This is a genomic window from Pseudomonas sp. Irchel 3H3, assembly GCF_900187635.1.
Classification (GTDB): domain Bacteria; phylum Pseudomonadota; class Gammaproteobacteria; order Pseudomonadales; family Pseudomonadaceae; genus Aquipseudomonas.
Genome location: NZ_FYEC01000002.1, coordinates 125,161 through 149,211, shown reverse-complemented (window position 1 = coordinate 149,211; position 24,051 = coordinate 125,161). Strand labels below are relative to the sequence as shown.

Below are 24,051 nucleotides of genomic sequence, written 5' to 3'. Positions count from 1 at the left end.
CCAACTTTTGAGCGAGAGTGAAATTTTATGAGCTTGAATCCTAGAGACGTCGTGATTGTCGACTTCGGTCGTACTCCGATGGGCCGCTCCAAGGGCGGCATGCACCGCAACACCCGCGCTGAAGACATGTCGGCGCACCTGATCAGCAAACTGCTGGAACGCAACGTCAAGGTCGATCCGAGCGAAGTCGAGGACGTGATCTGGGGCTGCGTCAACCAGACCCTGGAGCAGGGCTGGAACATCGCCCGCATGGCGTCCCTGATGACGCAGATCCCGCACACCGCTGCCGGCCAGACCGTCAGCCGCCTGTGTGGCTCGTCTATGAGTGCGCTGCACACTGCCGCGCAAGCAATCATGACCGGCAACGGTGACGTATTTGTCGTCGGCGGCGTCGAGCATATGGGTCACGTGAGCATGATGCACGGTGTCGATCCGAACCCGCACATGTCGCTGTACGCGGCGAAAGCCTCGGGCATGATGGGCCTGACCGCGGAAATGCTGGGCAAGATGCACGGCATTACCCGTGAGCAGCAGGATGCCTTCGGCGTGCGCTCCCACCAACTCGCCCACAAGGCGACCGTGGAAGGCAAGTTCAAGGACGAAATCATCCCGATGCAGGGCTACGACGAGAACGGTTTCCTGAAACTGTTCGACTACGACGAAACCATTCGTCCGGAAACCACCCTGGAAAGCCTGGCGGCATTGAAGCCAGCGTTCAATCCAAAGGGCGGCACCGTGACCGCCGGTACTTCGTCGCAGATCACCGATGGTGCTTCGTGCATGATCGTGATGTCGGCGCAGCGTGCCCAGGACCTGGGTATCCAGCCAATGGCGGTGATCCGTTCGATGGCAGTGGCGGGTGTGGATCCGGCGATCATGGGCTATGGTCCAGTACCGGCGACACAAAAAGCACTGAAGCGCGCGGGTCTGAGCATCTCCGACATCGACTTCTTCGAACTCAACGAAGCTTTCGCTGCACAGGCCCTGCCGGTGCTGAAAGATTTGAAAGTGCTCGACAAGATGAACGAGAAGGTTAACCTGCACGGCGGCGCGATCGCCCTGGGTCACCCATTCGGTTGCTCCGGTGCACGTATCTCCGGCACCCTGCTCAATGTCATGAAGCAGAATGGCGGCACCTTCGGTGTATCGACCATGTGCATTGGCCTCGGCCAGGGCATTGCCACCGTCTTCGAACGCGTTTAAGCGTTGCGTTGACGGAAGCCGGGGCCAAGTGCCCCGGTTTTTGTTTTTCTGAAGATTTTTTTGTTTTTTATTTCGACGTATTTGAACGAGGCCCAGAGCATGCCGATCCAACCCGGGCTCTACCAGCATTACAAAGGTCCGCAGTACCGTGTTTTCAACGTTGCACGGCACTCGGAAACCGAAGAAGAAGTGGTCTTCTACCAAGCCCTGTATGGCGATTACGGCTTTTGGGTGCGCCCTTTGAGCATGTTCCTGGAGTCGGTCGAAGTTGACGGCGAGCAGGTCCCGCGCTTTGCTTTGGTGCAGGCCGAACCCAGCCTTTTTTCCCGGCCATAAGCGCAAGTCGCGCAGAACCCTGCGCTTGACCTCACCTTGTTGCCACTATATATAGCGGTGCCGCGTCAGGCGCCAACCGCCTTTCACTTCTCGAATTCAGGAATTTTCTGATCCATGGGCAAATCGCTGGTCATTGTGGAATCCCCGGCTAAGGCCAAGACCATCAACAAGTATCTGGGCAACCAATACGTGGTGAAGTCGAGTATCGGCCATATCCGAGACCTGCCCACCAGCGGTTCGGCTAGCGCCAGCAAAGAGCCAGCCGCCAAGCGCGGCAAGGCCGCTGCTGGTGAAGTGCCGGCGCTGTCGCCTAAGGAAAAAGCGCGCAAGCAACTGGTTGCGCGCATGGGTGTCGATCCGGACCACGGCTGGAAAGCCAAGTACGAGATCCTCCCGGGCAAGGAAAAGGTCATCGAAGAACTGCGTCGGCTCGCCAAGGACGCCGACACCATCTATCTCGCAACGGACTTGGACCGCGAAGGGGAAGCCATTGCCTGGCACCTGCGCGAAGCCATCGGTGGGGATGACAGCCGCTACAAGCGCGTGGTGTTCAACGAAATCACCAAGAAGGCGATCCAGGAAGCCTTCTCCCAGCCAGGCGAGCTGGATATCGATCGGGTCAACGCCCAGCAAGCGCGGCGCTTCCTCGATCGCGTAGTGGGCTACATGGTCTCGCCGCTGCTGTGGTCGAAGATCGCCCGTGGCTTGTCGGCCGGCCGTGTCCAGTCGGTTGCCGTGAAGCTGGTGGTGGAGCGTGAGCGCGAGATTCGTGCGTTCAACCCAGAAGAGTACTGGGAAGTCCACGCTGACCTCGGCACCGCCAAGGGCGCCAACGTGCGTTTTGAAGTGGCCCGTGAAAACGGCGAAGCCTTCAAGCCGCTCAACGAAGCCCAGGCCATGGCGGCCCTGGAAAAGCTCAAGTCGTCCAGCTACACCATTGCCAAGCGTGAAGACAAGCCGACCAGCAGCAAACCGTCGGCCCCGTTCATCACCTCCACCCTGCAGCAGGCCGCCAGTAACCGCCTGGGCTTCGGTGTGAAGAAAACCATGATGATGGCCCAGCGTCTGTACGAAGCCGGCTACATCACTTATATGCGTACCGACTCGACCAACCTCTCGGCCGATGCCGTGGCGATGGCGCGCACTTATATCGAAGGCGAGTTCGGCGGCAAGTACCTGCCGGAAACCCCGAATGTCTACAGCAGCAAGGAAGGCGCCCAGGAGGCTCACGAAGCGATTCGTCCTTCCGACGTGAATACCGATCCAAGCAAGCTGTCGGGCATGGAACGTGACGCTGAGCGTCTCTACGAGCTGATCTGGCGCCAATTCGTCGCCTGCCAGATGCTGCCGGCCAAATACCTGTCGACCACCGTCAGCGTCGCTGCCAGTGGCTTCGAGCTGCGTGCCAAGGGCCGTATCCTGAAGTTCGACGGCTATACCCGCGTGATGCCGCAAATGGCCAAGCCGGGCGACGATGATGTGCTGCCGGACATGGCCCAGGGCGATGTGCTGAAGCTGATCAAGCTTGATCCCAGCCAGCACTTCACCAAGCCGCCGGCGCGCTACTCGGAAGCGAGCCTGGTCAAGGAAATGGAAAAACGCGGTATCGGTCGTCCGTCGACCTATGCGGCAATCATTTCGACTATCCAGGACCGTGGCTACGTCGCGCTGCACAACCGTCGTTTCTACTCGGAAAAAATGGGTGACATCGTCACCGAGCGTCTGTCCGAGAGCTTCTCCAACCTCATGGACTACGGCTTTACCGCCGGCATGGAAGAGAACCTCGATGACGTCGCCCAGGGCGAGCGTGACTGGAAAAGCGTGCTGGACGAGTTCTACGGCGACTTCAAGAAGAAGCTCGAAGTGGCCGAGAGTCCGGAGCACGGCATGCGGGCCAACCAGCCGGTAATGACCGATATCCCGTGCGTGACCTGCGGTCGCCCGATGCAGATCCGTACCGCGTCGACCGGCGTGTTCCTCGGATGCTCGGGCTACAGCCTGCCGCCGAAAGAACGCTGCAAGGCCACCGTCAACCTGGTGCCGGGCGATGAAATCGCCGCGGACGACGAGGGCGAGTCGGAGTCCCTGGTGCTGCGTGGCAAGCACCGTTGCCCGATCTGCAGCACCGCGATGGATGCTTACCTGCTGGATGAGAAGCGCAAGCTGCACATCTGCGGGAACAACCCCGATTGCGATGGCTACGAGATCGAGCAGGGCAGCTACCGGATCAAGGGCTACGAAGGCCCGAGCCTGGAATGCGATAAGTGTGGCAGCGAAATGCAGCTCAAGACCGGCCGTTTCGGCAAGTTCTTCGGTTGCACCAACGCCACCTGCAAGAACACCCGCAAACTGCTGAAAAGCGGTGACGCGGCGCCGCCGAAGATGGACCCGGTGAAGATGCCCGAGCTCAAGTGCGAGAAGGTCAACGACACCTACATCCTGCGCGACGGTGCTTCCGGCCTGTTCCTGGCGGCCAGCCAGTTCCCGAAAAACCGCGAGACCCGTGCCCCGCTGGTGATCGAGATCGTGCCCCACAAGGACGAGATCGATCCCAAGTACCACTTCCTCTGTGAAGCGCCGAAGAAGGATCCGGATGGCCTGCCAGCCGTGATTCGCTACAGCCGCAAGACCAAGGAGCAGTACGTGCAGACTGAAGTCGAGGGCAAGCCAACCGGTTGGAAGGCCTTCTACGACGGCGGCAAATGGGTGGTTGAAGACAAGCGCGTAGCCAAGTAAGCCGGCAGCGCGTTACAAGCAGGCCGCATGCCTACCCTCGGGTGAGCATGCGGCCTTTGTTTTGGGCTTGCGGATGCCTTGTCTGATCCGTGACACTGTCAGGCCAGCATTACGCGTCCTATTTCGTTGTGGAGACTGCCGTCATGGCCTTTGAGCTCTATACCCGCACCAACCAGAAAATCTACTTCGCCGGCTTGTCGCTAGAGGCCCTGGCCCGAGCGGAAGACGGGAGGGCGATGAACTCCCCGGCGCTGATCCAGGCCGGGCGCGAGTCAGCGCTGTTTCACTTGTACGGCGCGTTGCTGGGGCTGTGCCATGAGATCGCCGGGTTCTACCGCCTGCCGCAGGCCAATGCACCTCGGGCGGAGCTCTTGCTGACCCCTGAGGTGCTCGAGACCCTGGCCATCCCAGAGCTGGCGGAAATGGTCGAGCTGGCCCGCAATCGTGAAACCTGGCTGGCCAAGCTGTTGGCGGCCCACACCGCGCTTTTTCAGCCGCCTCGTGCACCGCACAAGCCCAAGGGCGACGTGACGCAACCGCTGATCGTGGCGGTGAGTCTCGATGAGGAGCCTGAAGCGGAGCTGAGCAGGGAAGAACTGGAAAGCTGGCGCCAGAACCTCAAGAGCCTGGCACTGCGTTTCCGTGAAGGCTTGAACGAGTGCTGAAACATCCGGCAGGAAGCTGAGCAGCAAGGGTCAGGGATGATCTCAAACAATGGTTTCGGTTACATGCTGTCGGTCAAGATCCTGAGCGAAGCATCACCGATGCCTATATAATCCCCGCCTTTCGTGGAGAACAGACCTTTATGCCAACGTCCTTTCTAGAAATTGTCGAACTGCCAGACGGCCGAATTGAACTGCGCAGGGCTGAGGACGAGGGTTCCCTGGTGACGCTGGACTTCTCGGAAGATGCCAAGGCGTTCCTGCAAGGCCAGCACGTTGAAGTCGCCAAGGCGATGTTGAGCGTGGGTGTGCAGATGGCTGGGCGCCTGGTTGAAGGCGATTTTGAAAAGGAAGAGGGGCCGCGGATTCTGCATTGATTCCGTCTGTCGGCTTTTTTCGTAAGTATCCTTACAGATCTTCGTTACAGATTGGCTTCTCTGCCCTGGAGAAGCCCTGCGTCTAACGCGTGCGCCCTGGCTGCTACTTAGCCCAATCGAATATTCAGACTTTGTGCATCGCCGATACGTGCGGCGCCGATCAACTGTTGCCGCGCGCTGCTGTTCAGCGGGTTCAGCCAGCTGACAACGGTGTGGCTGCGGCCCAGGCGCAGGGCTTCGCAGGCCAGTTGCTGGGCGCTTTGCGTACCGCGTGGGTGGAGCAGGAGAATGCGCTCGCGGTTCAGGCCTGCATCGCGCAGCCAGGCTTGGGTCAGGCTGGCTGGAGGGGCGATAAGGGTCAGCCAGCGGGCGTCCTGGTCCTGGCTCAACTCCCTGAGGATCGGCGCCAGGAGGCTCAGGCAGTTCCCGGCCGCACCACGTAGAGACAGCTCGCTGAATGCTTCAGGTTCGGCGCTCCAGGGCGCCTCGACCACGTCTTTGAGGATCGGCGCCAGTGGCTGGGCCATGAACGCTTCGAACAACGGCAGTTGGGCGGACTGTGGTGTGTGTGGGAACTGCATAACGCCTCCTTTATCGGCGAATGACGCCGACACTCAAGCCTTCGATCACCAGGTCCTGATCTTTCAGGTTCACTTCGATCGGGGCGAACTCGGGGTTTTCGGCCATCAGCCAGACCTTGCTGCCATCACGCTTGAAGCGTTTGACGGTGACTTCATCGCCAATGCGTGCGACGACAATCTGGCCGTTGCGGGCCTCGCGAGTGGTGTGGACGGCCAGCAGGTCGCCGTCGAGTATCCCGACGTCCTTCATGCTCATGCCGTGTACGCGCAACAGGTAGTCGGCGCGCGGATGAAAGAAGGCCGGGTTGATGTTGCAGGACTCTTCGATGTGCTGCTGGGCGAGGATTGGTGCACCGGCGGCGACCCGGCCAATGATCGGCAGGGTGGATTCGTCGGCCTTGGCCTCGAAACCAGGAATACGAATGCCGCGCGAAGCGCCGGGGGTCATTTCGATAGCGCCCTTGCGGGCCAGGGCCTTGAGGTGTTCTTCCGCCGCATTGGGCGATTTGAAACCGAGCTCCAAGGCGATTTCCGCGCGGGTTGGCGGATAACCGTTGTCTTCGAGGCAACGTTTGATAAAAGCCAGAATCTCAGCTTGGCGTGGCGTCAGTTTTAGCATCTCGATCGCTCTGTCTTTTTATACAGTGACTGGGATTATATACAGTGGAATGATCTTGGCAATCCTCCTTTTTGCGGTGACCGCCGGACGGTCGGCCGGCAGTTCGTTGCTGTCGGTGTTGTAGGACTGGCTACAGCCAGCAGCTTGTATGGTTAAATAGCTGACTGAGCATTCCCAAAACGGACGGGCAGACTTGACAATACACAGGCTGAAACGTATGTTTCAAACAAGTGTTTGTCAGGCGGAGTAGCCATGGCCCAGTCGGAAACCGTAGAACGCATTCTCGATGCTGCCGAGCAGTTGTTCGCGGAAAAAGGTTTTGCCGAAACTTCATTGCGGTTGATCACCAGCAAGGCCGGGGTCAACCTGGCTGCGGTGAACTATCATTTCGGCTCCAAGAAGGCCTTGATCCAGGCAGTCTTCTCGCGTTTTCTCGGGCCGTTCTGCACCAGCCTCGATCGTGAGCTGGAGCGGCGCTCCGCCAAGCCGGACAACAAGCCGACCCTGGAAGAACTGCTGGAAATCCTCGTCGAGCAAGCCCTGGTGGTGCAGCCACGCAGCGGCAATGACCTGTCGATCTTCATGCGCTTGCTCGGCCTGGCCTTCAGCCAGAGCCAGGGGCACTTGCGGCGTTACCTGGAAGATATGTACGGCAAGGTGTTCCGCCGCTACATGACGCTGGTCAACGAAGCCGCCCCGCGTATCCCGCCTATCGAGCTGTTCTGGCGGGTGCACTTCATGCTCGGGGCCGCGGCGTTCAGCATGTCCGGGATCAAGGCTCTGCGTGCGATCGCCGAGACCGATTTCGGCGTCAATACCTCGATCGAACAGGTGATGCGCCTGATGGTGCCGTTCCTGGCCGCAGGCATGCGCGCCGAAACCGGCGTCACCGACGCCAGCATGGCTGCCGCGCAGCTGCGCCCACGCAGCAAGTCGGTACCGGCCGCCGCCAAGGTTTAGCCGCGTATGGCTGGGCGCGGCAGCGGACATCCGCTAAGCTAGCCGCCCATGCCGACTGCCGTTTCAACCCTGTCCCCTGTTTCCCCGACCGCGCTCATTTTGCCGGGCATCGCCTGTGGCGCCGAAGCTGCGTGGCTGCGTTGGGCTCGGGACTTTCAAGACGCGCCGCGCGCGCATTTCCAGATCAAGGAATTTTTATGACTGCTGGCCTGCAAGGCTCGTTGATGGTGGACGTCGCCGGTACCTGGCTGACGGCTGAAGATCGCCAACTGTTGCGTCAGCCCCAGGTGGGTGGCCTGATCATTTTTGCTCGCAATATCGAGCATCCACGCCAGGTGCGCGAGTTGAGCGCGTCGATCCGCGCCGTGCGTCCCGACCTATTGCTGGCAGTGGACCAGGAGGGTGGTCGGGTGCAGCGTCTGCGCCAGGGTTTTGTTCGGCTGCCGGCGATGCGGGCGATTGCCGATAACCCGAACGCCGAGTACCTGGCCGAGCAGTGTGGCTGGATCATGGCTACCGAAGTGCTGGCCGTGGGCCTGGACCTGAGCTTTGCCCCGGTGCTGGACCTGGACTATCAGCGCAGTGCGGTGGTCGGCACGCGCTCCTTCGAGGGTGATCCCGAGCGCGCGGCGTTGCTCGCCGGCGCGTTCATGCGTGGCATGAACCAGGCTGGCATGGCCGCCACCGGCAAGCACTTCCCGGGACATGGCTGGGCCGAGGCGGATTCCCACGTGGCGATCCCTAATGATGAGCGCAGCCTGGAGCAGATCCGCGCCCACGACCTGGTGCCGTTCGCCCGCTTGAGCAAACAGCTGGCGGCGGTGATGCCGGCCCACGTCATTTACCCGCAGGTCGATTCGCAACCCGCAGGTTTCTCGCGGCGCTGGCTGCAAGACATCCTGCGTGGCGAGTTGCAGTTTGATGGGGTGATTTTCAGTGACGACCTGTCAATGGCTGGAGCTCACGTGGTGGGAGATGCCGCCAGTCGCATCGAGGCGGCGCTGACTGCCGGTTGCGACATGGGCCTGGTATGCAATGACCGGGCAGCAGCCGAGCTGGCACTGACCGCGGCGCAACGCTTGAAGGTCAAGCCGTCTGCGCGTATCGCGCGGATGCGTGGCCAGGCGTTCGCCAGCACCGACTATCGCCAGGACCCGCGCTGGTTGGCGGCCTTGGGTGCGCTCAGGGATGCGCAGTTGATCGATTGAGGGCTTGGTTGCGCTTACCGAGTTGAACCCATCGCGGGCACCCGCTTGCGGCTTGCTCGCGATGGCGATCTGTCAGGCTCTGCTAGACCTTCGACTTGTCCGGCAGCGGCGCAAACAGGGCGTCAATGTCGTCGCTCTGCAGCTTCCAGTCACCCGTGGTGCGGCCGTCCAGCACGCCGGCGGCGAGGTCGGATTTTTCCTTTTGCAGATGCTGGATTTTCTCCTCGACCGTGCCACGGGCGATCATCTTGTAGACGAACACGGGTTTTTCCTGACCGATCCGGTACGCGCGATCCGTTGCCTGGTTTTCGGTAGCCGGGTTCCACCATGGGTCGTAGTGAATCACGGTGTCGGCTTCCGTCAGGTTCAGGCCCACGCCACCGGCCTTGAGGCTGATCAGGAAGATCTGATGCTTGCCGCTCTGAAAATCCTTCACCGGGCTGCGCCGATCCCGAGTCTGTCCGGTCAGCAGCGCGTAGGCGATACCGCGTTTTTCCAGCTCCTGCTCGATCAGCGAGAGCATTGAGGTGAACTGGGAAAACAGCAGGATCTTGCGCCCCTCCTCGAACAGCTCCTCAAGCATCTCCATCAGGCTGTCCAGCTTGCCCGAAGTGCTGCCGCGGGTGGGTAGGGCGGCTTCATTGACCAGGCGTAGATCGCAGCACACCTGGCGCAACTTGAGCAGCGCCTCGAGAATGATGATCTGGCTGCGGGCCACGCCTTTGCGGGTGATTTCGTCGCGGACTTTCTTGTCCATCGCCAGGCGCATGGTTTCATAAACGTCGCGCTGGGCCTCGTTGAGGTCGACCCAGTGGATGATTTCGGTTTTTGGCGGCAGCTCGGTGGCCACCTGTTCCTTGGTGCGACGCAGCAGGAAGGGTTTGATCCGGCCATTGAGGTGCTGCAGGCGGACGTCGCTGGCGCGCTTTTCAATTGGCACGCGGTAGTCGCGGTTGAAGCTTTTGACATCCCCCAGCCAACCGGGCAGCAGGAAGTGGAACAGTGACCACAGTTCGCCCAGGTGGTTTTCCAGGGGCGTACCACTGAGGCACAGGCGCTGCCGGGCAGTCAGCTCGCGGGCCGCTTGCGCCGCCTTGCTGGTGGGGTTCTTGATGTATTGCGCTTCGTCGAGCACCAGGATGTGCAGGGGTTGCTGGGCCAGGCGCTCGACATCCTTGGGCAGCAGCGCATAAGTGGTGAGGATCAGGTCGTAGTCGGCCAGGTGATCGAAGTGTTTTTTGCGCGCGGCGCCATACAGTGCCAGGACCTTGAGCTGGGGCGCGAAGTGCGCGGCTTCGTCGAGCCAGTTGGGAATCAGGCTGGTGGGCATCACCACCATGCACGGCCGGTCGAGGCGCCCGGCGTTTTTCTCGGTCAGTACGTGGGCCAGAGTCTGTAGGGTCTTGCCCAGCCCCATGTCGTCCGCCAGGATCCCGCCGACTTCCAGTTGCCGCAGCGATTGCATCCAGCTCAGGCCTTCCAGCTGATAGGGGCGCAGCGTCGCGTTGAGACCGGCCGGGGGCTCGGCGCTGTAGTCCTTGATGTCTCGCAGGCGCTGGGCGAAGGAGCGGATGTGCTCGCCGCCTTCCCATAGCAGTGGCAGGTCTTCCAGTGGATTGAGGCGCGTGGCGTCGGCGCTGCTCAAGCGCAGGCTGGTTTCGCCGGGTTCTTGCAGATAGAACTCGCCCAGGGTCGCCAGTACCGGCTTCAAACGGCCGAACGGCAGGGCCACTTGGAGCGGGCCCTGCTCGGAGTTGGGGCGGTGGGGAATGTTCACCAGGATCAGCTCGTCGTCACGGCGCCGGGCCAGGCGTTCCGGGTTGAGGATTTCAGTATGCGAACGCATCAGGTTCAGCAGGATTGGCAGCAGGCTCAGGCGCTCGCCGTTGACGATGATCCCTAGCTCGAGGTCGAACCAGTCGCGCTCCGGCGCCTCATCGACCGTGGCGTACCAGTCGTCGACGGTGGTCAGGTCGAAACCGAAGTCCTCGTCGATCTCCAGCTCCCAGCCCTGGCTGCGCAGCTTGGGCAGCTCATTGAGGGTGAAGGTCAGCCAGGCGCTGTCATTGACCATCTCATAGAGTTCGCCGGCACTTTCCGGCAGGGCCTTGCTTTGCCGGGTCGCGACCTTGAAGCCGAGGATACGCAACTGCTCGCGGTAGGTCTTTTCCACTTCCGGCTGGCGTTTGATGCGCAGGGTCTGGTGTTCCTGGCGGATCAGCACGTCGTTGTTTTTCTGCCCGCTGACGTACTCGTCCAGGTAGCTGAATGAGAGTGCCGCGCGGTGCTGGATGTAGCGCTGCATCTTGCCATTGCGTGGCTCGAAGGCGCTGAACTCGACGCTGGCCAGCCACAGGCGTGGCAGTGGTTGCACATTGTCCAGCACCTGCTGTGGCAACGGCGCGGGCGCGCGGTTCTCCAATACGGCCTGGAGTTTTTCCAGGAGCAGGGCGTCCTTGGCGGCGGCCGGGTACTCCAGGGTGTCCTGGACTTTGAGCAGCACCGCGGCGCAGTGCTTGCAGTTGACCCGTACCGGGCAACTGCAGGTGGCTTCCACCAGCAGCAAGGTGCTTTTGGCTGATTCGCGCAGGGTGATGGTCTGGCGGTAGACATTGCCGCCAGAGCCTTCGCAACTGGCGGTGATGGTGCTGTCGCCGGCTTCGACGATCCTGACGCGGTTCTCCAGGGCGTAGCGACGGCCGCGCTCCAGGCTCTGTTCCTTGAATCGACTGACCCAGGAAGGGGCCAGGGGTTTGCTCAGGCTCGGGGACATAGGGACTTCAATCAGTCCGGTACGACATCAGGCGCTTGTTGCGGGGCCGGTGCCGTCAGCGAGGTGATCTTGATCAGCAGGCCCAGGTGGCCGTTGTCGAGAAAGTTCAGTTGGCCATTTTTGGTGTGGCTTTCCTGTTGCAGGCGTTCGCTGGCGCTGACCAGTCCATCGCTGCTGAACTGATTGACCCAGAAGCTGGCGTTGACGTCGGTAAACCGACCCAGCTTGAGATCCAGCGTGCCCTCGATCGGGAAGTGCCCGTATTGCTCTTCGCCGTCGCTGATCGCCACTTTGCTCGAGGTCTCGCCGAGGTTCTGCTGCCAGGTTTTATGCAGCAGCACGCTGTAGTCGGCACTGGTGCCGAGTTTTTCCACTTCGGCGTTGAGGGCCGGAGTGCGTAGGCTGTCGGCGCTGATCGACTGTGCCCCGGCGGCCCAGTCCTCCGGCGCGGCGCGGCTGGCCACGGCGGGTACGGCGTTCTGGCGCACCAGGATCATTTCTACCTGGTACAGGCTGTCGGCAAATGCCGTCGGGGCGACCAGCGTGAGCAACAGGGTCAGTGAGCGAAACAGGCGCATGTGGCGTCCTTCAAGCAGTTTTCGGGATGAGGCGCTCAAGCAGCGCCTCTACGGTGTTGAAGCGCTCTTCCGGGCGCTCCATCGGCACCTGGAACTTGAACATCGTGGCGCCTTCGAATTTGTAGCGTTTGGGCTGGCTCTGGATCAGCTTGATCAGGGTCAGGGGGTCGACCGGCGTTTGCGAGTCGAACTCGATACGGCCACCCTGGGGGCCGCCATCGATCTTCTTGATCCCCAGTTGTTCGGCCTGCAGTTTCAGCGCGGTGATGCGCACCAGGTTCTTGGTCGGCTCCGGGAGCAGGCCGAAGCGGTCGATCATCTCCACTTGCAGGTCCTTGAGGCCTTCCTCGTCGGTAGCCGAGGCAATACGTTTGTACAGGATCAGGCGCGCGTGCACGTCCGGCAGGTAGTCCTCGGGGATCAGGGCCGGTACCCGCAGGTTGACCTCCGGACCGCCACCCAAGGGCTGGTCGAGGTTCGGTTGCTCGCCCTTGCGGATCGACTTCACGGCCCGTTCGAGCATTTCCATGTACAGGGTGAAGCCGACGGCCTGGATCTGCCCGCTCTGGCCGTCGCCCAGCAATTCGCCGGCGCCACGGATTTCCAGGTCGTTGGTGGCCAGCACAAAACCGGCGCCGAGGTCCTGGGTATTGGCGATGGCTTCCAGGCGTTTTTCCGCGTCCGTGGTGATTTGCTGGCGCGGCGGTGTCAGCAGGTAGGCGTAGGCTTGGTGGTGACTACGTCCGACGCGGCCGCGTAATTGGTGCAACTGCGCCAGGCCGAACTTGTCGGCCCGCTCGATGATGATGGTGTTGGCGCTCGGCACGTCGATGCCGGTCTCGATGATGGTCGAGGCAATCAGCACGTTGAAGCGCTTGTGGTAGAAGTCGCTCATCACCTGTTCGAGTTCGCGTTCACGCATCTGCCCGTGGCCGATACCGATCCGTGCTTCCGGCACCAGTTCGGCGAGGTCGGCGGCGCATTTCTCGATGGTCTTCACATCGTTGTGCAGGTAGTAGACCTGGCCGCCGCGCAGCAGCTCGCGGAGCAAGGCTTCTTTGACCGTGCTCTTGTTCTGCTCCATGACGAAGGTGCGTACCGACAGGCGTCGCGCCGGTGGCGTGGCGATGATCGACAGGTCGCGCATGCCCGACACTGCCATGTTCAGCGTGCGCGGAATCGGCGTGGCGGTCAGGGTCAGGATGTCGACTTCGCTGCGCAGGGCCTTGAGTTGTTCTTTCTGCCGTACGCCAAAGCGGTGCTCTTCGTCGATGATCACCAGCCCGAGGTTTTTGATCTTGACGTCGTCCTGCAGCAACTTGTGGGTGCCGATGACGATGTCGATCTTGCCCTCGGCCAGGTCGGCCACCGCAGCATTGACTTCCTTGGTCGACTTGAAACGACTCATCACCTCAACGGTCACCGGCCAGTCGGCGAAACGATCGCGAAAGCTGTTGTAGTGCTGTTGGGCGAGGAGAGTGGTCGGCACCAGGATCGCTACCTGGCGACCGCCGTGCACGGCGATGAAGGCGGCGCGCATCGCCACTTCGGTCTTGCCGAAGCCGACATCGCCGCAGACCAGGCGATCCATCGGCTTGGGGGCGAGCATGTCGGCGCGCACGGCGTCGATGGTGGTTTGCTGGTCCGGGGTTTCTTCGAACGGGAAGCCGGCGCTGAAGGTTGCGTAGTCGGCTTTCGGGTCGGCGAACGCATAACCTTCGCGGGCGGCGCGACGGGCATAGATGTCGAGCAGCTCGGCGGCGACGTCGCGCACCTGTTCGGCGGCTTTGCGCTTGGCTTTCTGCCAGGTTTCGGAGCCCAGGCGATGCAACGGGGCCAGGGCGTCGTCGCTGCCGGTGTAGCGGGCGATCAGGTGCAGGTTGGCCACCGGCACATACAACTTGGCGCCCTCGGCGTATTCAAGGGTGAGGAATTCGGCGGCCTGGTTTTCGATCTCCAGGGTCGCCAGGCCCAGGTAGCGGCCGACCCCGTGGTCGATGTGCACCACCGGCGCGCCTTCACGCAGCTCGGTAAGGTTCTTGATCACCGCGTCGTTGTTGCCGTCGGCGCGTTTCTCCCGGCGCCGACGCTGCATCACGCGCTGACCGAACAGCGGGCTTTCGGCAATCAGGGCCAGGGCCGGGTCGTCCAGTAACAGGCCTTCGTCGAGCGGGGCGATGGTGATCGCCAAGCGTTCTTTGCCAGCGACGAAGTCCGGCCAACTGTCGACGGTTTTCGGCCGCAGCTTCAGGCGTTCCAGCAACTCCAGCAGCACCTCGCGGCGCCCCGCCGATTCAGCGGTGAACAGCACGCGGCCGGGGAACTGGTCGAGGAAACCGGCCAGGGCTTCCAGTGGCTGGTTGGCTTTGGCTTCGATCGCCAGGTTAGGCAGCGCCTGGGCCGGGAAGCGTTCGCGGCCGACCCCGGTTTCGACATCCTGTTGGCTGGCCACCACGCGCGGCCAGTTTTTCAGGCGGGCAAAACAGTCTTCCACCGGCAGGAACAGTTCGGCAGGCGGCAATAAAGGTCGCGCAGGATCGACGCGGCGCTCTTCGTAGCGATTGCGCACGTCGTTCCAGAAATTCTCCGCAGCCTGTTCGATGCCCGGCAGGGAGAACACCTGGGTGTCCTGCGGCAGGTAGTCGAACAGGGTCGAGGTTTCGTCGAAGAACAGCGGCAGGTAGTACTCGATACCGGCCGGGGTGATCCCGCTGCTCAGGTCCTGGAAGATCGGGCAGCGCCGGAAGTCGACATCGAAGCGTTCACGAAAGCGTGCCTTGAAGCGCGTGACTGCATCTTTCTGCAACGGAAATTCGCGGGCCGGCAGCAGCTTGACCGATTCGACCTTGTCGATGGAGCGCTGGTTTTCCGGATCGAAGGTGCGCAGGGTCTCGATTTCGTCATCGAACAGATCGATGCGATAGGGCAGTTTGCTGCCCATCGGGAACAGGTCGATGAGCGAGCCGCGCACAGTGAATTCGCCATGTTCGTACACGGTGTCGACGTAGCGATAGCCGGTGGCTTCCAGGCGGGTGCGCATTTGCTCGACGTCGAGCTTCTGGCCGATATCCAGCACCAGGCTGCTGCCCAGCAGGAACTTGGTCGGCGCCAGGCGATGCAGGGCGGTGGTGATCGGCACCACCAGCACGCCATGGCTCAGCTCGGGCAGGCGATAGAGGCTGGCGATGCGCTGGGAAATGATGTCCTGGTGCGGGGAAAACAGATCGTAGGGCAGGGTTTCCCAGTCAGGGAAATGCAGCACCGGCAAATCGGGGGCGAAGAAACTCAGCTCCTGTTCCAGCCTCTCAGCGCTTTGGCTGTCGGCGGTCAGTAGCAGGGTAAAGCGCTTGGCAGCGCTGGCGGCCTCGGCAATGGCCAGGCTCAGGGCGGCACCGGGCAGGTTGCCCCAGTGCTGTTTACCTGCCGCGGCAGGGAGAAGCGGTAGACGCAGAACGGGCACGGAAGGTTGAGCTCCAAGCGTTGCGACAAAGTCGGTAATTGTAACGGTCCCGGGTGCCGCCTGTCAGTTGCAGACTGTGTCTATTACACAGGTTGGGCGAAATGTAGTGGTAATCACAAAATCCAGCGCTTTTTTAGTGATTATGTAGTGACAAAAGGAGCGAGTGTTACGGAGGGTTACAGACAAGACAGCGCTGTCTATGAAAAATGGGGTGTGCTGCAGGCCACGGTTTTACTGGGCTTCAGCGGGGTCGATTTTTTTTCAGGGGAAAATTGTTACTGTCTGCACGACAAGCGCGCATTGCTACGGGAGGGAGTCGGCGGCATAATGTAGCCCCTTTTTTCTGCCCCTACATGTGGAAGGTTACCGTGACTCAGAAGCCCGACCAGTGTCTTGGTGAATGGATCGACCGTGAAGCACTCGCAGAAGCGATGATTCCGCTGATCGGCCAGCTCTACCGCAATAACAACGTGGTGAGCTCGATCTATGGCCGCAGTCTGATCAACCAGTCTGTCATCGCGATTCTCAAAGCTCACCGCTTTGCTCGCCACCGTTCTTCCGACGACAGCGAACTCTCCGTCCACGAAACATTCCCACTGCTTAAAGCCATGAGCGAGCTCAAGCTCGGCGCGGCTTCGGTAGACCTGGGCAAGTTGGCGTTCAAATTCCGCAACGAAGGCAATGGCCGCAGCGCCGAGCAGTTCGTACGCGAAGAAATGGCTGACGTGGTTGGTCAGCAAAACGCTTCGGCCCGCAAAGGCACCGACGTTGTCCTGTACGGCTTCGGTCGCATCGGCCGTCTGCTGGCCCGCATCCTGATCGAAAAAACCGGTGGTGGCGACGGCCTGCGTCTGCGCGCCATCGTGGTGCGCAAAGGCGCCGAAAACGATCTGGTGAAACGCGCCAGCCTGCTGCGTCGCGATTCGGTCCATGGTTCGTTCAATGGCACCATTACCATCGACGAAGAAAACAACACCATCACCGCCAACGGTAACCTGATCCAGGTTATCTACGCCAAGAACCCAACTGAGGTGGATTACACCCAGTACGGCATCAAAGACGCGCTGCTGGTGGACAACACCGGTGTATGGCGTGACGCCGATGGCCTGGGTCAGCACTTGGCGTGCCCGGGTATCGACCGCGTGGTCCTGACCGCGCCGGGCAAAGGCAAGCTGAAGAACATCGTTCACGGCATCAACCACGGTGAAATCACCGCTGACGACAAGATCGTGTCCGCCGCTTCCTGCACCACCAACGCCATCGTGCCGGTGCTCAAGGCAGTGAACGACAAGTTCGGCATCATCAACGGTCACGTTGAAACCGTTCACTCGTACACCAACGACCAGAACCTGATCGACAACTTCCACAAAGGCGATCGCCGTGGTCGTAGCGCTGCGTTGAACATGGTTATCACCGAGACCGGTGCTGCTACCGCCGCTGCCAAGGCCCTGCCTGAGCTGGCTGGCAAGCTGACCGGCAACGCGATCCGTGTACCGACGCCAAACGTGTCGATGGCCATTCTCAACCTGAACCTTGAGAAAGCCGCTACCCGTGAAGAGATGAACGAGTACCTGCGCTACATGGCGCTGCACTCCGATCTGCACAAGCAGATCGACTACGTCAACTCGCAGGAAGTGGTGTCCACTGACTTCGTTGGCTCGCGCCACGCCGGTGTGGTCGACGCTGAAGCCACCATCACCCAAGACAACCGCGTTGTGCTGTACGTTTGGTACGACAACGAATTTGGTTACAGCTGCCAGGTAGTTCGCGTGATGGAAGACATGGCCGGGGTCAACCCGCCAGCATTCCCGCGCTAAGCCTTAGCTGCAGATAAAAACGCCCCGACAGTGTCGGGGCGTTTTTGTATGTGCGTGAGAGGCAAAATGCTAGGTTGGGCGACTTCCGCCCCGACAGAATACTGAGGACGACTTTGATGCGCCTGATCCGACTGCCCTGTACCGCCTTGCTTGCACTGGCCTGCGCCGCTTCTTTCGCGCCGCTCACCGTGGCGAGTACCGAGCGCCCGGCGATCGACGGTGTGGTGCAAGAGGCTGCACAAACGCTGATGCAGCAGTACAACATTCCCGGGCTGGCTATTGGGCTGTCCGTAGGCGGCCAGCAGCGCTTCTACAATTTTGGCGTAGCTTCCAGGGACACGCAGCGCAAGGTCGGCAGCGACACGTTGTTCGAGATCGGTTCGATCAGCAAGACCTTCACCGCCACCCTGGCGACCTACGCACAAGTCAATGGCCAGCTCTCGCTCGCCGACCACCCGGGCAAGTACCTGCCACAACTGCTCGGCAGCCCGTTCGACCAGGTGTCGCTGCTGAACCTGGCGACCCATACCGCAGGCGGCTTCCCGTTGCAGGTGCCGGATCAAGTGCAGGACAAGCAACAGTTGCTGGAGTACTTCAAGGCCTGGCAGCCGTCCTATGCGCCAGGTACCCAGCGCACCTATGCCAATCCGAGTATTGGCGCGTTGGGCATGATTACCGCCATCAGCATGAACGTGCCGTACGCCCAGGCGCTGGAGGGTCAATTGTTTCCCGGGCTGGGCATGACCAACAGCTACATCAACGTACCGCCGGGCAAGCAGGCGCTCTACGCCCAGGGCTACAACAAGCAGGACGCGCCAGTCCGCTTGAACTCCGGGGTGCTGGGTGATGAAGCCTATGGGGTGAAAACCTCTTCTGGCGATCTGCTGCGGTTTGTCGAAGCCAACCTTGGCGTAACCAAGGTCGCGGCAAACTTGCGCACTGCATTGCTGGAAACCCACAAGGGCTATTTCCAGGTGGGCGCCATGACCCAGGACCTGATCTGGGAGCAGTACGACTATCCCGTAGCCCTCGAGACGCTGATCGAGGGTAATGGCGACAAAATGATCTACGACAGTCACGTCGTTAGCGCAATCAACCCGCCCCAGCCACCCAAGGCAGCTGCCTGGATCAACAAGACGGGATCGACGGGCGGGTTCTCGGCTTATGTGGCCTTTGTACCCGAGAAGAAGCTGGGCATTGTGGTGCTGGCGAACAAGAGTTATCCCAATGAAGCGCGGGTGCACTTGGCGTATCGGATCTTCAGTGAGCTGCAGCGCTGAAGAAGATACGGCAGGGCGCCTTTGCTGTAGGGGCAAGGCTTGCCCGCGATGCCCTCAGCGTCGAATGCCATCGCGAGCGAGCTCGCTCCTACAAGGTAGGGCGTGATTGCGGGAGTTGTGCACATGTTGGGTAGGCAATGGAGGGGCTCGGCCGGGTTGCTGCTGTTGATCGCGGCCCTGGCCGGCTGCGGCAGCGGCGACTCCCAGGAAAAATTTGGCGGGCCGACCATGGGTAGCAGTTACTCGATCCAGTACGTTCGCCATGCAGGCCTGCCCGGGCCGGCGCAGGTGCGCCAGCAGGTCGAGGCGATATTGACCGAGGTCGACCAACAACTGTCGACCTATCGCAGTGACTCCGACATCGAGCGCTTCAACGCGTTGCCGGCCAATAGCTGTCAGCCGATGCCGGCGGCAGTCCTGCAGTTGGTCCAGGTCGGTGAACAGTTTTCCCGCGCCAGCGAGGGGGCCTACGACCTGACGGTTGGGCCGCTGATGAATCTCTGGGGCTTCGGCCCGCAGGCGCGCACCGTGCAGGTCCCCAGTGAGCAAGCGCTGGCGCAGGTACGGCAGCGGGTCGGCTACCAGCACTTGCGGATCGACGCAGGGCAGCTGTGCAAGGACGCGGCGGTGGAGGTCGACTTCGACAGTATTGCTGCCGGCTACACCGTCGACCGGATAGCCGCCGCGTTGGGCAGCCTGGGCATCAGCAGCTATCTCGTCGAAGTCACCGGTGAGCTCAAGGCCGCCGGCATAAAGCTCGACGGCAACCCCTGGAAGATAGCCCTGGAAGAACCCCGTGACGACCAGCAGGTGGTGGAACGGATACTGGCGCTGGATGGTTATGGGGTCTCGACCTCGGGCGACTACCGCAACTATTTCGAGCAGGGTGGGCGGCGCTATTCCCACACCTTCGACGCCCGCAACGGGGCGCCAGTGCTGCATGACCTGGCAGCGGTTACGGTGGTTGCTCCGCAAACGCTGATGGCCGATGGCTGGTCGACCCTGTTGTTGATCCTCGGGCCGGAGCAGGGCCTTGCATACGCAGAAAAACACGCGATTGCGGCTTTTTTTGTGATGCGCACTGAGCGCGGTTTCGTCACACGTAGCAGTCAGGCTTTTATCCGCCTGAGCGGGGAAAAACCCCAATGAATCGGGCGCCGATCCCAAGCGCGGCTGGCGTTGTAGTGCAGGCAAAACTAGCCTACGACGCGACCAAGGGTTAATGTGCGCGGCGTTGACGCTTCTATAGACTGTTCCTGGGTTTTCGACTGACCCCAAATTGTTCCTTCATGCCGCATGGCCGGCATGATTTAGCCGCAGGTGCCAACGGGGCGCCGCGGCCTGTTCTGAGGAGTACGCATGGCTGTCTACAACTACGACGTGGTGGTGCTGGGTTCCGGCCCGGCAGGAGAAGGCGCGGCAATGAATGCCGCCAAGGCAGGGCGCAAGGTGGCGATGGTTGATAGTCGTCGCCAGGTCGGCGGCAACTGCACTCACCTGGGCACCATCCCGTCCAAGGCGTTGCGGCACTCGGTCCGGCAGATCATGCAGTTCAACACCAACCCGATGTTCCGGGCCATTGGTGAGCCGCGCTGGTTCTCGTTCCCGGACGTGCTGAAAAGCGCCGAGAAAGTCATCTCCAAGCAGGTTGCCTCGCGCACCGGCTACTACGCGCGTAATCGGATTGACGTGTTCTTCGGCACCGGCAGCTTTGCTGACGAGCAAACCATCGAAGTGGTCTGCGCCAACGGCGTGGTCGAAAAACTGGTGGCCAAGCACATCATCATCGCCACCGGCTCGCGTCCGTATCGCCCGGCCGATATCGATTTCCACCACCCGCGTATCTACGATAGCGACACCATCCTCAGCCTCGGCCACACCCCGCGTAAACTGATTGTCTACGGCGCTGGCGTGATCGGTTGTGAGTACGCCTCGATCTTCAGTGGCCTGGGTGTGCTGGTGGAGCTGGTGGATAACCGTGGCCAGTTGCTGAGCTTCCTCGACTCGGAAATCTCCCAGGCCCTGAGCTACCACTTCAGCAACAACAACATCACCGTGCGCCACAACGAAGATTACGATCACGTTGAAGGCGTGGACAACGGGGTGATCCTGCACCTCAAGTCCGGCAAGAAGATCAAGGCCGATGCCTTGCTCTGGTGCAACGGCCGGACCGGTAACACCGATCAGTTGGGTCTGGAAAACATCGGGGTCAAGGTCAACAGCCGTGGCCAGATCGAAGTCGACGAGAACTACCGCACCTGCGTCCAGAACATCTATGGCGCCGGCGATGTGATCGGCTGGCCGAGCCTGGCCAGTGCCGCCCATGACCAGGGTCGTTCGGCCGCTGGCAGCATTGTCGACAACGGCAGCTGGCGTTTCGTCAACGACGTACCGACCGGGATCTACACCATTCCGGAGATCAGCTCGATCGGCAAGAACGAGCAGGAGCTGACCCAGGCCAAGGTGCCTTACGAAGTCGGCAAGGCGTTCTTCAAGAGCATGGCGCGGGCGCAGATCGCCGGCGAGCCACAAGGCATGCTGAAGATCCTGTTCCACCGCGAGACCCTGCAAGTGCTGGGCGTGCATTGCTTCGGTTATCAAGCGTCGGAGATCGTGCACATCGGCCAGGCGATCATGAACCAGCCGGGCGAATTGAACACCTTGAAGTACTTCGTCAACACCACGTTCAACTACCCGACCATGGCCGAAGCCTATCGGGTAGCTGCATACGATGGCCTCAACCGGCTTTTTTGAGCGGCTCCGGCCGGTGGCCTGAGCCGGCCGGGGAGACCGATTTCAGCAATTCTCGAGGGTGGCAGTGGCCAAACCGGGAAAGTCTGTAATCAGGCTGTCAACGCCGAAATCAGCGAGCCTGCGCATCAGCGCGGGTTCGTTGACGGTCCACACCGACACATGCAAGCCCTGACGCTGCGCCTTCTCCAGGCGCTCCGGCGTACACAGGGTCCAGTTCAGCGCCAGAATCTCACAGCCATAGCTTTGCGCGACCTTCAGCGGGTCGAGCCAGGCGTATTCGGCTACCAGCCCCCGAGACACATCCGGCACCAGGTCCAGGGCCGCCTTGAGCACTTCCCGCGAGCTTGAGGTGATGGTGACTTTGTCCAGCATGCCAAAACGCTGGGCCATTTCGCGAATCGCCAACACGGTGGTGGCGGCGCGGGTGCGTGAAGCGCTTTTGACTTCCAGTTGCCAGTGGTCGAAGTCGCACTGTTCGAACAGTTGCTCCAGGGTCGGGATCGGGCAGGGCTTGATCCAGCCCGGTCCGCCCTTGCGTGCGTCGTAGGTCACCAGGTCCGCCGCCTTGTGCTCGACGACCTTGCCGCGGCGGTCGGTGGTGCGCTTGAGCGTCGAGTCATGGATCACCATCAACTCGTTGTCCATGGACAGGTGCAGGTCCAGTTCGCAGCGACGCACGCCATGCTTGAGGCATTGCTGGAAGCTGCTCAGGGTGTTTTCCGGTGCTTCGCCTTTAGCGCCGCGGTGGCCGTAGATGAGGGTCACGGTGGTTCCTTAATTAGTTGCCGGATTCGGTGATTTCGCGCGCCAGGCGGCGTTCTTGGGCCTGTCTTTGCAGGATATAGCGTGCCAGCAGTTGGCGCTGGGCATCGCTCAAGTGTTGGAATTCGGTGCCGACGTCAAAACCGCCGTCCTTGGCATCGCAATGGGTGACTCGGGCGCGGACCAGCAGGCCCAGGGCCTGGGGCATCAGCACCAGTTTGATCGATAGATGGCTGCCGGGGGCGAGCGGGGTGGCATGCTGGAAGTCGATGCCGCCTTCAGAAAGGATCACCGGTTGCGGTTCGCCGATCTGGCCGAGCACCGTCAACGCGACTACCTGGCTGAGCAGGTCGATACGTTTGTTCAGCACTTTCAGGTAGGCCGCGGTATTGCGATCGCGCTCGCTGATCTGGCGCAGCAGGTGCTGGGATTCGAATTCACTCAGGTGCAGTTCACTGAGCAGATTGAACAGTGGCGAAGCATCCTGCAACACTTCCTCCGCCGTGGCGGCAGGGCCTGTCAGGGTCTGAATTTCCAGTGCGATCCTGTCCTCGATACGGTAGTATTCGCGGCGATCTTCTTCATCTAATGTCGACATGGCGAACCCATGGTAGCGGCGGTGGTCTGAGTGTAAAGCTGGTTATCGACCCCCGCCACAAGGACGTTCCTTTTCCCTCCGAACAAGCCCCGACATGTTCAGACCTCTCTTCGTATTTATCGGTACGCGTTATACCCGTGCCAAGCGACGCAATCATTTTGTGTCGTTCATTTCCCTGACTTCGATGATCGGACTCGCCCTGGGCGTGGTCGTGATGATCGTGGTGCTGTCGGTAATGAATGGCTTCGATCATGAGATGCGCACCCGCGTGCTGGGCATGGTGCCCCACGCGACCATCGAGTCCGGTGAGCCGATCAGCGACTGGCCGAGCCTGGCCGCCAAGGTCAAGCAGAACCCGCAGGTGGTGGCCGTCGCGCCCTTTACCCAGATGCAGGGGTTGCTGACCAACAATGGCCAGGTCTCCAAGGTATTGCTCAATGGCATCGACCCGGCGCTGGAGCGCCAGGTCTCGATCATTGATAACTTCATGCAACAGGGCCAGCTCGATGCCCTGGCACCCGGCAGCTTTGGCATTGTCATCGGCGACAAGGCGGCGGCCAAGCTCGGGGTAGGCCTCGGCGACAAGCTGACCTTCGTCGCGCCGGAAGTCACCGTGACCCCGGCCGGGATGTTCCCGCGCATGAAGCGTTTTACCGTGGTCGGCATCTTCCATGTCGGCGCTGGTGAGATCGACGGCTACCTGGGTGTCACCAACCAGCAGGACCTGTCGAAACTGCATCGCTGGAAGCCGGACCAGATCCAGGGCCTGCGGCTGAAATTCGATGACCTGTTCCAGGCCCCGCGCGCGGCCTGGAACATCGCCCAGCAATTAGGCGATGACCGTTTCTACGCCCGTGACTGGACCCGCACCCACGGCAACCTGTACCAGGCCATCCGTATGGAAAAAGCCATGATCGGCCTGTTGCTGCTGCTGATCGTCGCGGTGGCGGCGTTCAACATCATTTCCACCCTGGTGATGGTGGTCAACGACAAGAAGGGCGACATCGCGATCCTGCGCACCCTGGGCGCTACGCCGGGCACCATCATGGCGATCTTCATGGTCCAGGGCACGGTGATCGGGGTGGTCGGCACGGCCATCGGCGCGCTGGTGGGGATGTTTGCCGCACTGAATGTCAGCGCGGCGATCTCCGCCCTCGAAGGCCTGATCGGACACAAGTTTCTCAACGCCGATGTGTACTTCATCGACTACCTGCCGTCGCAGTTGCAGGCCCAGGATGTGTTGATGGTCTGTGGCGCGGCGTTGGTCCTGAGTTTCCTCGCCACCCTGTATCCAGCCTGGCGTGCCGCGCGCACCCAGCCGGCGGAGGCGCTACGTTATGAGTGAGT

The 24,051-nt window shown here is 61.2% G+C and carries 19 protein-coding genes; 12 read left to right on the top strand and 7 right to left on the bottom strand.

The window, feature by feature from the left end:
* Positions 1 to 27 precede the first annotated feature (27 nt).
* The 5 genes from fadA (at position 28) to CKW24_RS03640 (ending at position 5,314) form a co-directional block, all read left to right on the top strand.
* Complete coding sequence (fadA, locus tag CKW24_RS03660) at positions 28 to 1,203, top strand: acetyl-CoA C-acyltransferase FadA (RefSeq protein WP_095165331.1); 1,176 nt, start codon at positions 28 to 30, stop codon at positions 1,201 to 1,203.
* Positions 1,204 to 1,302: 99 nt separating this feature from the next.
* The gene (locus CKW24_RS03655) at positions 1,303 to 1,539 is read left to right on the top strand and encodes a DUF1653 domain-containing protein (RefSeq protein ID WP_095165329.1); all 237 of its coding nucleotides are present in this window, start codon (positions 1,303 to 1,305) and stop codon (positions 1,537 to 1,539) included.
* A gap of 114 nt (positions 1,540 to 1,653) precedes the next feature.
* Positions 1,654 to 4,275 (top strand): type I DNA topoisomerase, encoded by a 2,622-nt coding sequence (gene topA, locus CKW24_RS03650; protein WP_095165327.1) that lies wholly within the window; start codon positions 1,654 to 1,656, stop codon positions 4,273 to 4,275.
* Positions 4,276 to 4,418: 143 nt separating this feature from the next.
* Positions 4,419 to 4,940 (top strand): DUF6586 family protein, encoded by a 522-nt coding sequence (locus tag CKW24_RS03645; RefSeq protein WP_095165326.1) that lies wholly within the window; start codon positions 4,419 to 4,421, stop codon positions 4,938 to 4,940.
* A gap of 140 nt (positions 4,941 to 5,080) precedes the next feature.
* Positions 5,081 to 5,314, top strand: a complete 234-nt coding sequence (locus CKW24_RS03640) for a hypothetical protein (protein ID WP_095165324.1) — start codon at positions 5,081 to 5,083, stop codon at positions 5,312 to 5,314.
* A gap of 107 nt (positions 5,315 to 5,421) precedes the next feature.
* Here the strand turns inward: CKW24_RS03640 and sulA are convergent, their stop codons facing one another.
* Positions 5,422 to 5,895, bottom strand: a complete 474-nt coding sequence (sulA, locus tag CKW24_RS03635) for an SOS-induced cell division inhibitor SulA (protein ID WP_095165322.1) — start codon at positions 5,893 to 5,895, stop codon at positions 5,422 to 5,424.
* Positions 5,896 to 5,905: 10 nt separating this feature from the next.
* The gene (lexA, locus tag CKW24_RS03630; protein ID WP_095165320.1) at positions 5,906 to 6,514 is read right to left on the bottom strand and encodes a transcriptional repressor LexA; all 609 of its coding nucleotides are present in this window, start codon (positions 6,512 to 6,514) and stop codon (positions 5,906 to 5,908) included.
* Between the two features lie 252 nt (positions 6,515 to 6,766).
* On the opposite strand from lexA, the gene CKW24_RS03625 reads away from it, so the two are divergent.
* Both CKW24_RS03625 and nagZ read left to right on the top strand, forming a co-directional pair.
* A complete protein-coding gene (locus tag CKW24_RS03625; protein ID WP_095165319.1) occupies positions 6,767 to 7,474 on the top strand; it encodes a TetR/AcrR family transcriptional regulator in 708 nt (235 codons plus the stop codon).
* A gap of 197 nt (positions 7,475 to 7,671) precedes the next feature.
* On the top strand, positions 7,672 to 8,682 hold the full coding sequence (nagZ, locus tag CKW24_RS03620; RefSeq protein WP_095165318.1) for a beta-N-acetylhexosaminidase: 1,011 nt from the start codon (positions 7,672 to 7,674) through the stop codon (positions 8,680 to 8,682).
* A gap of 82 nt (positions 8,683 to 8,764) precedes the next feature.
* Here the strand turns inward: nagZ and CKW24_RS03615 are convergent, their stop codons facing one another.
* From CKW24_RS03615 to mfd, 3 genes are read right to left on the bottom strand one after another with little or no spacing between them, the layout of a single operon-like run.
* Positions 8,765 to 11,455: a DEAD/DEAH box helicase gene (locus tag CKW24_RS03615; RefSeq protein ID WP_095165317.1), complete on the bottom strand. Its 2,691-nt coding sequence runs from the start codon at positions 11,453 to 11,455 to the stop codon at positions 8,765 to 8,767.
* A gap of 11 nt (positions 11,456 to 11,466) precedes the next feature.
* Positions 11,467 to 12,033, bottom strand: a complete 567-nt coding sequence (locus tag CKW24_RS03610; protein ID WP_095165316.1) for a CsiV family protein — start codon at positions 12,031 to 12,033, stop codon at positions 11,467 to 11,469.
* A 10-nt stretch (positions 12,034 to 12,043) separates the two neighbouring features.
* Entirely contained in the window at positions 12,044 to 15,493 is a 3,450-nt protein-coding gene (mfd, locus tag CKW24_RS03605) for a transcription-repair coupling factor (RefSeq protein WP_095165315.1), read from the bottom strand.
* A 353-nt stretch (positions 15,494 to 15,846) separates the two neighbouring features.
* Between mfd and CKW24_RS03600 the strand changes: the two genes are divergently transcribed.
* From CKW24_RS03600 to sthA, 4 genes are all read left to right on the top strand, one after another.
* Positions 15,847 to 17,310 (top strand): glyceraldehyde-3-phosphate dehydrogenase, encoded by a 1,464-nt coding sequence (locus tag CKW24_RS03600; RefSeq protein ID WP_095165314.1) that lies wholly within the window; start codon positions 15,847 to 15,849, stop codon positions 17,308 to 17,310.
* 116 nt (positions 17,311 to 17,426) lie between these two features.
* Complete coding sequence (gene ampC, locus CKW24_RS03595; RefSeq protein WP_095165313.1) at positions 17,427 to 18,590, top strand: class C beta-lactamase; 1,164 nt, start codon at positions 17,427 to 17,429, stop codon at positions 18,588 to 18,590.
* 123 nt (positions 18,591 to 18,713) lie between these two features.
* Positions 18,714 to 19,739, top strand: coding sequence for an FAD:protein FMN transferase (locus tag CKW24_RS03590; RefSeq protein ID WP_095165312.1), 1,026 nt, complete (start codon positions 18,714 to 18,716; stop codon positions 19,737 to 19,739).
* Between the two features lie 210 nt (positions 19,740 to 19,949).
* Positions 19,950 to 21,344: a Si-specific NAD(P)(+) transhydrogenase gene (gene sthA, locus CKW24_RS03585; RefSeq protein WP_095165311.1), complete on the top strand. Its 1,395-nt coding sequence runs from the start codon at positions 19,950 to 19,952 to the stop codon at positions 21,342 to 21,344.
* 42 nt (positions 21,345 to 21,386) lie between these two features.
* On the opposite strand, the gene CKW24_RS03580 is transcribed toward sthA, so the two are convergent.
* On the bottom strand, positions 21,387 to 22,109 hold the full coding sequence (locus tag CKW24_RS03580) for a glycerophosphodiester phosphodiesterase family protein (RefSeq protein WP_095165310.1): 723 nt from the start codon (positions 22,107 to 22,109) through the stop codon (positions 21,387 to 21,389).
* A gap of 13 nt (positions 22,110 to 22,122) precedes the next feature.
* Positions 22,123 to 22,704, bottom strand: a complete 582-nt coding sequence (locus CKW24_RS03575) for a PilZ domain-containing protein (protein ID WP_095165309.1) — start codon at positions 22,702 to 22,704, stop codon at positions 22,123 to 22,125.
* A gap of 94 nt (positions 22,705 to 22,798) precedes the next feature.
* On the opposite strand from CKW24_RS03575, the gene CKW24_RS03570 reads away from it, so the two are divergent.
* Positions 22,799 to 24,049: a lipoprotein-releasing ABC transporter permease subunit gene (locus CKW24_RS03570; protein WP_095165308.1), complete on the top strand. Its 1,251-nt coding sequence runs from the start codon at positions 22,799 to 22,801 to the stop codon at positions 24,047 to 24,049.
* Positions 24,050 to 24,051: the final 2 nt, after the last annotated feature.

What these genes read in the sequence shown, in the direction of transcription:
- fadA (WP_095165331.1), top strand. Translation starts at nt 28, where the DNA reads ATGAGCTTGAATCCTAGAGACGTCGTGATTGTCGACTTCGGTCGTACT.
- CKW24_RS03655 (WP_095165329.1), top strand. Translation starts at nt 1,303, where the DNA reads ATGCCGATCCAACCCGGGCTCTACCAGCATTACAAAGGTCCGCAGTAC.
- topA (WP_095165327.1), top strand. Translation starts at nt 1,654, where the DNA reads ATGGGCAAATCGCTGGTCATTGTGGAATCCCCGGCTAAGGCCAAGACC.
- CKW24_RS03645 (WP_095165326.1), top strand. Translation starts at nt 4,419, where the DNA reads ATGGCCTTTGAGCTCTATACCCGCACCAACCAGAAAATCTACTTCGCC.
- CKW24_RS03640 (WP_095165324.1), top strand. Translation starts at nt 5,081, where the DNA reads ATGCCAACGTCCTTTCTAGAAATTGTCGAACTGCCAGACGGCCGAATT.
- sulA (WP_095165322.1), bottom strand. Translation starts at nt 5,895, where the DNA reads ATGCAGTTCCCACACACACCACAGTCCGCCCAACTGCCGTTGTTCGAA.
- lexA (WP_095165320.1), bottom strand. Translation starts at nt 6,514, where the DNA reads ATGCTAAAACTGACGCCACGCCAAGCTGAGATTCTGGCTTTTATCAAA.
- CKW24_RS03625 (WP_095165319.1), top strand. Translation starts at nt 6,767, where the DNA reads ATGGCCCAGTCGGAAACCGTAGAACGCATTCTCGATGCTGCCGAGCAG.
- nagZ (WP_095165318.1), top strand. Translation starts at nt 7,672, where the DNA reads ATGACTGCTGGCCTGCAAGGCTCGTTGATGGTGGACGTCGCCGGTACC.
- CKW24_RS03615 (WP_095165317.1), bottom strand. Translation starts at nt 11,455, where the DNA reads ATGTCCCCGAGCCTGAGCAAACCCCTGGCCCCTTCCTGGGTCAGTCGA.
- CKW24_RS03610 (WP_095165316.1), bottom strand. Translation starts at nt 12,033, where the DNA reads ATGCGCCTGTTTCGCTCACTGACCCTGTTGCTCACGCTGGTCGCCCCG.
- CKW24_RS03600 (WP_095165314.1), top strand. Translation starts at nt 15,847, where the DNA reads ATGTGGAAGGTTACCGTGACTCAGAAGCCCGACCAGTGTCTTGGTGAA.
- ampC (WP_095165313.1), top strand. Translation starts at nt 17,427, where the DNA reads ATGCGCCTGATCCGACTGCCCTGTACCGCCTTGCTTGCACTGGCCTGC.
- CKW24_RS03590 (WP_095165312.1), top strand. Translation starts at nt 18,714, where the DNA reads ATGTTGGGTAGGCAATGGAGGGGCTCGGCCGGGTTGCTGCTGTTGATC.
- sthA (WP_095165311.1), top strand. Translation starts at nt 19,950, where the DNA reads ATGGCTGTCTACAACTACGACGTGGTGGTGCTGGGTTCCGGCCCGGCA.
- CKW24_RS03575 (WP_095165309.1), bottom strand. Translation starts at nt 22,704, where the DNA reads ATGTCGACATTAGATGAAGAAGATCGCCGCGAATACTACCGTATCGAG.
- CKW24_RS03570 (WP_095165308.1), top strand. Translation starts at nt 22,799, where the DNA reads ATGTTCAGACCTCTCTTCGTATTTATCGGTACGCGTTATACCCGTGCC.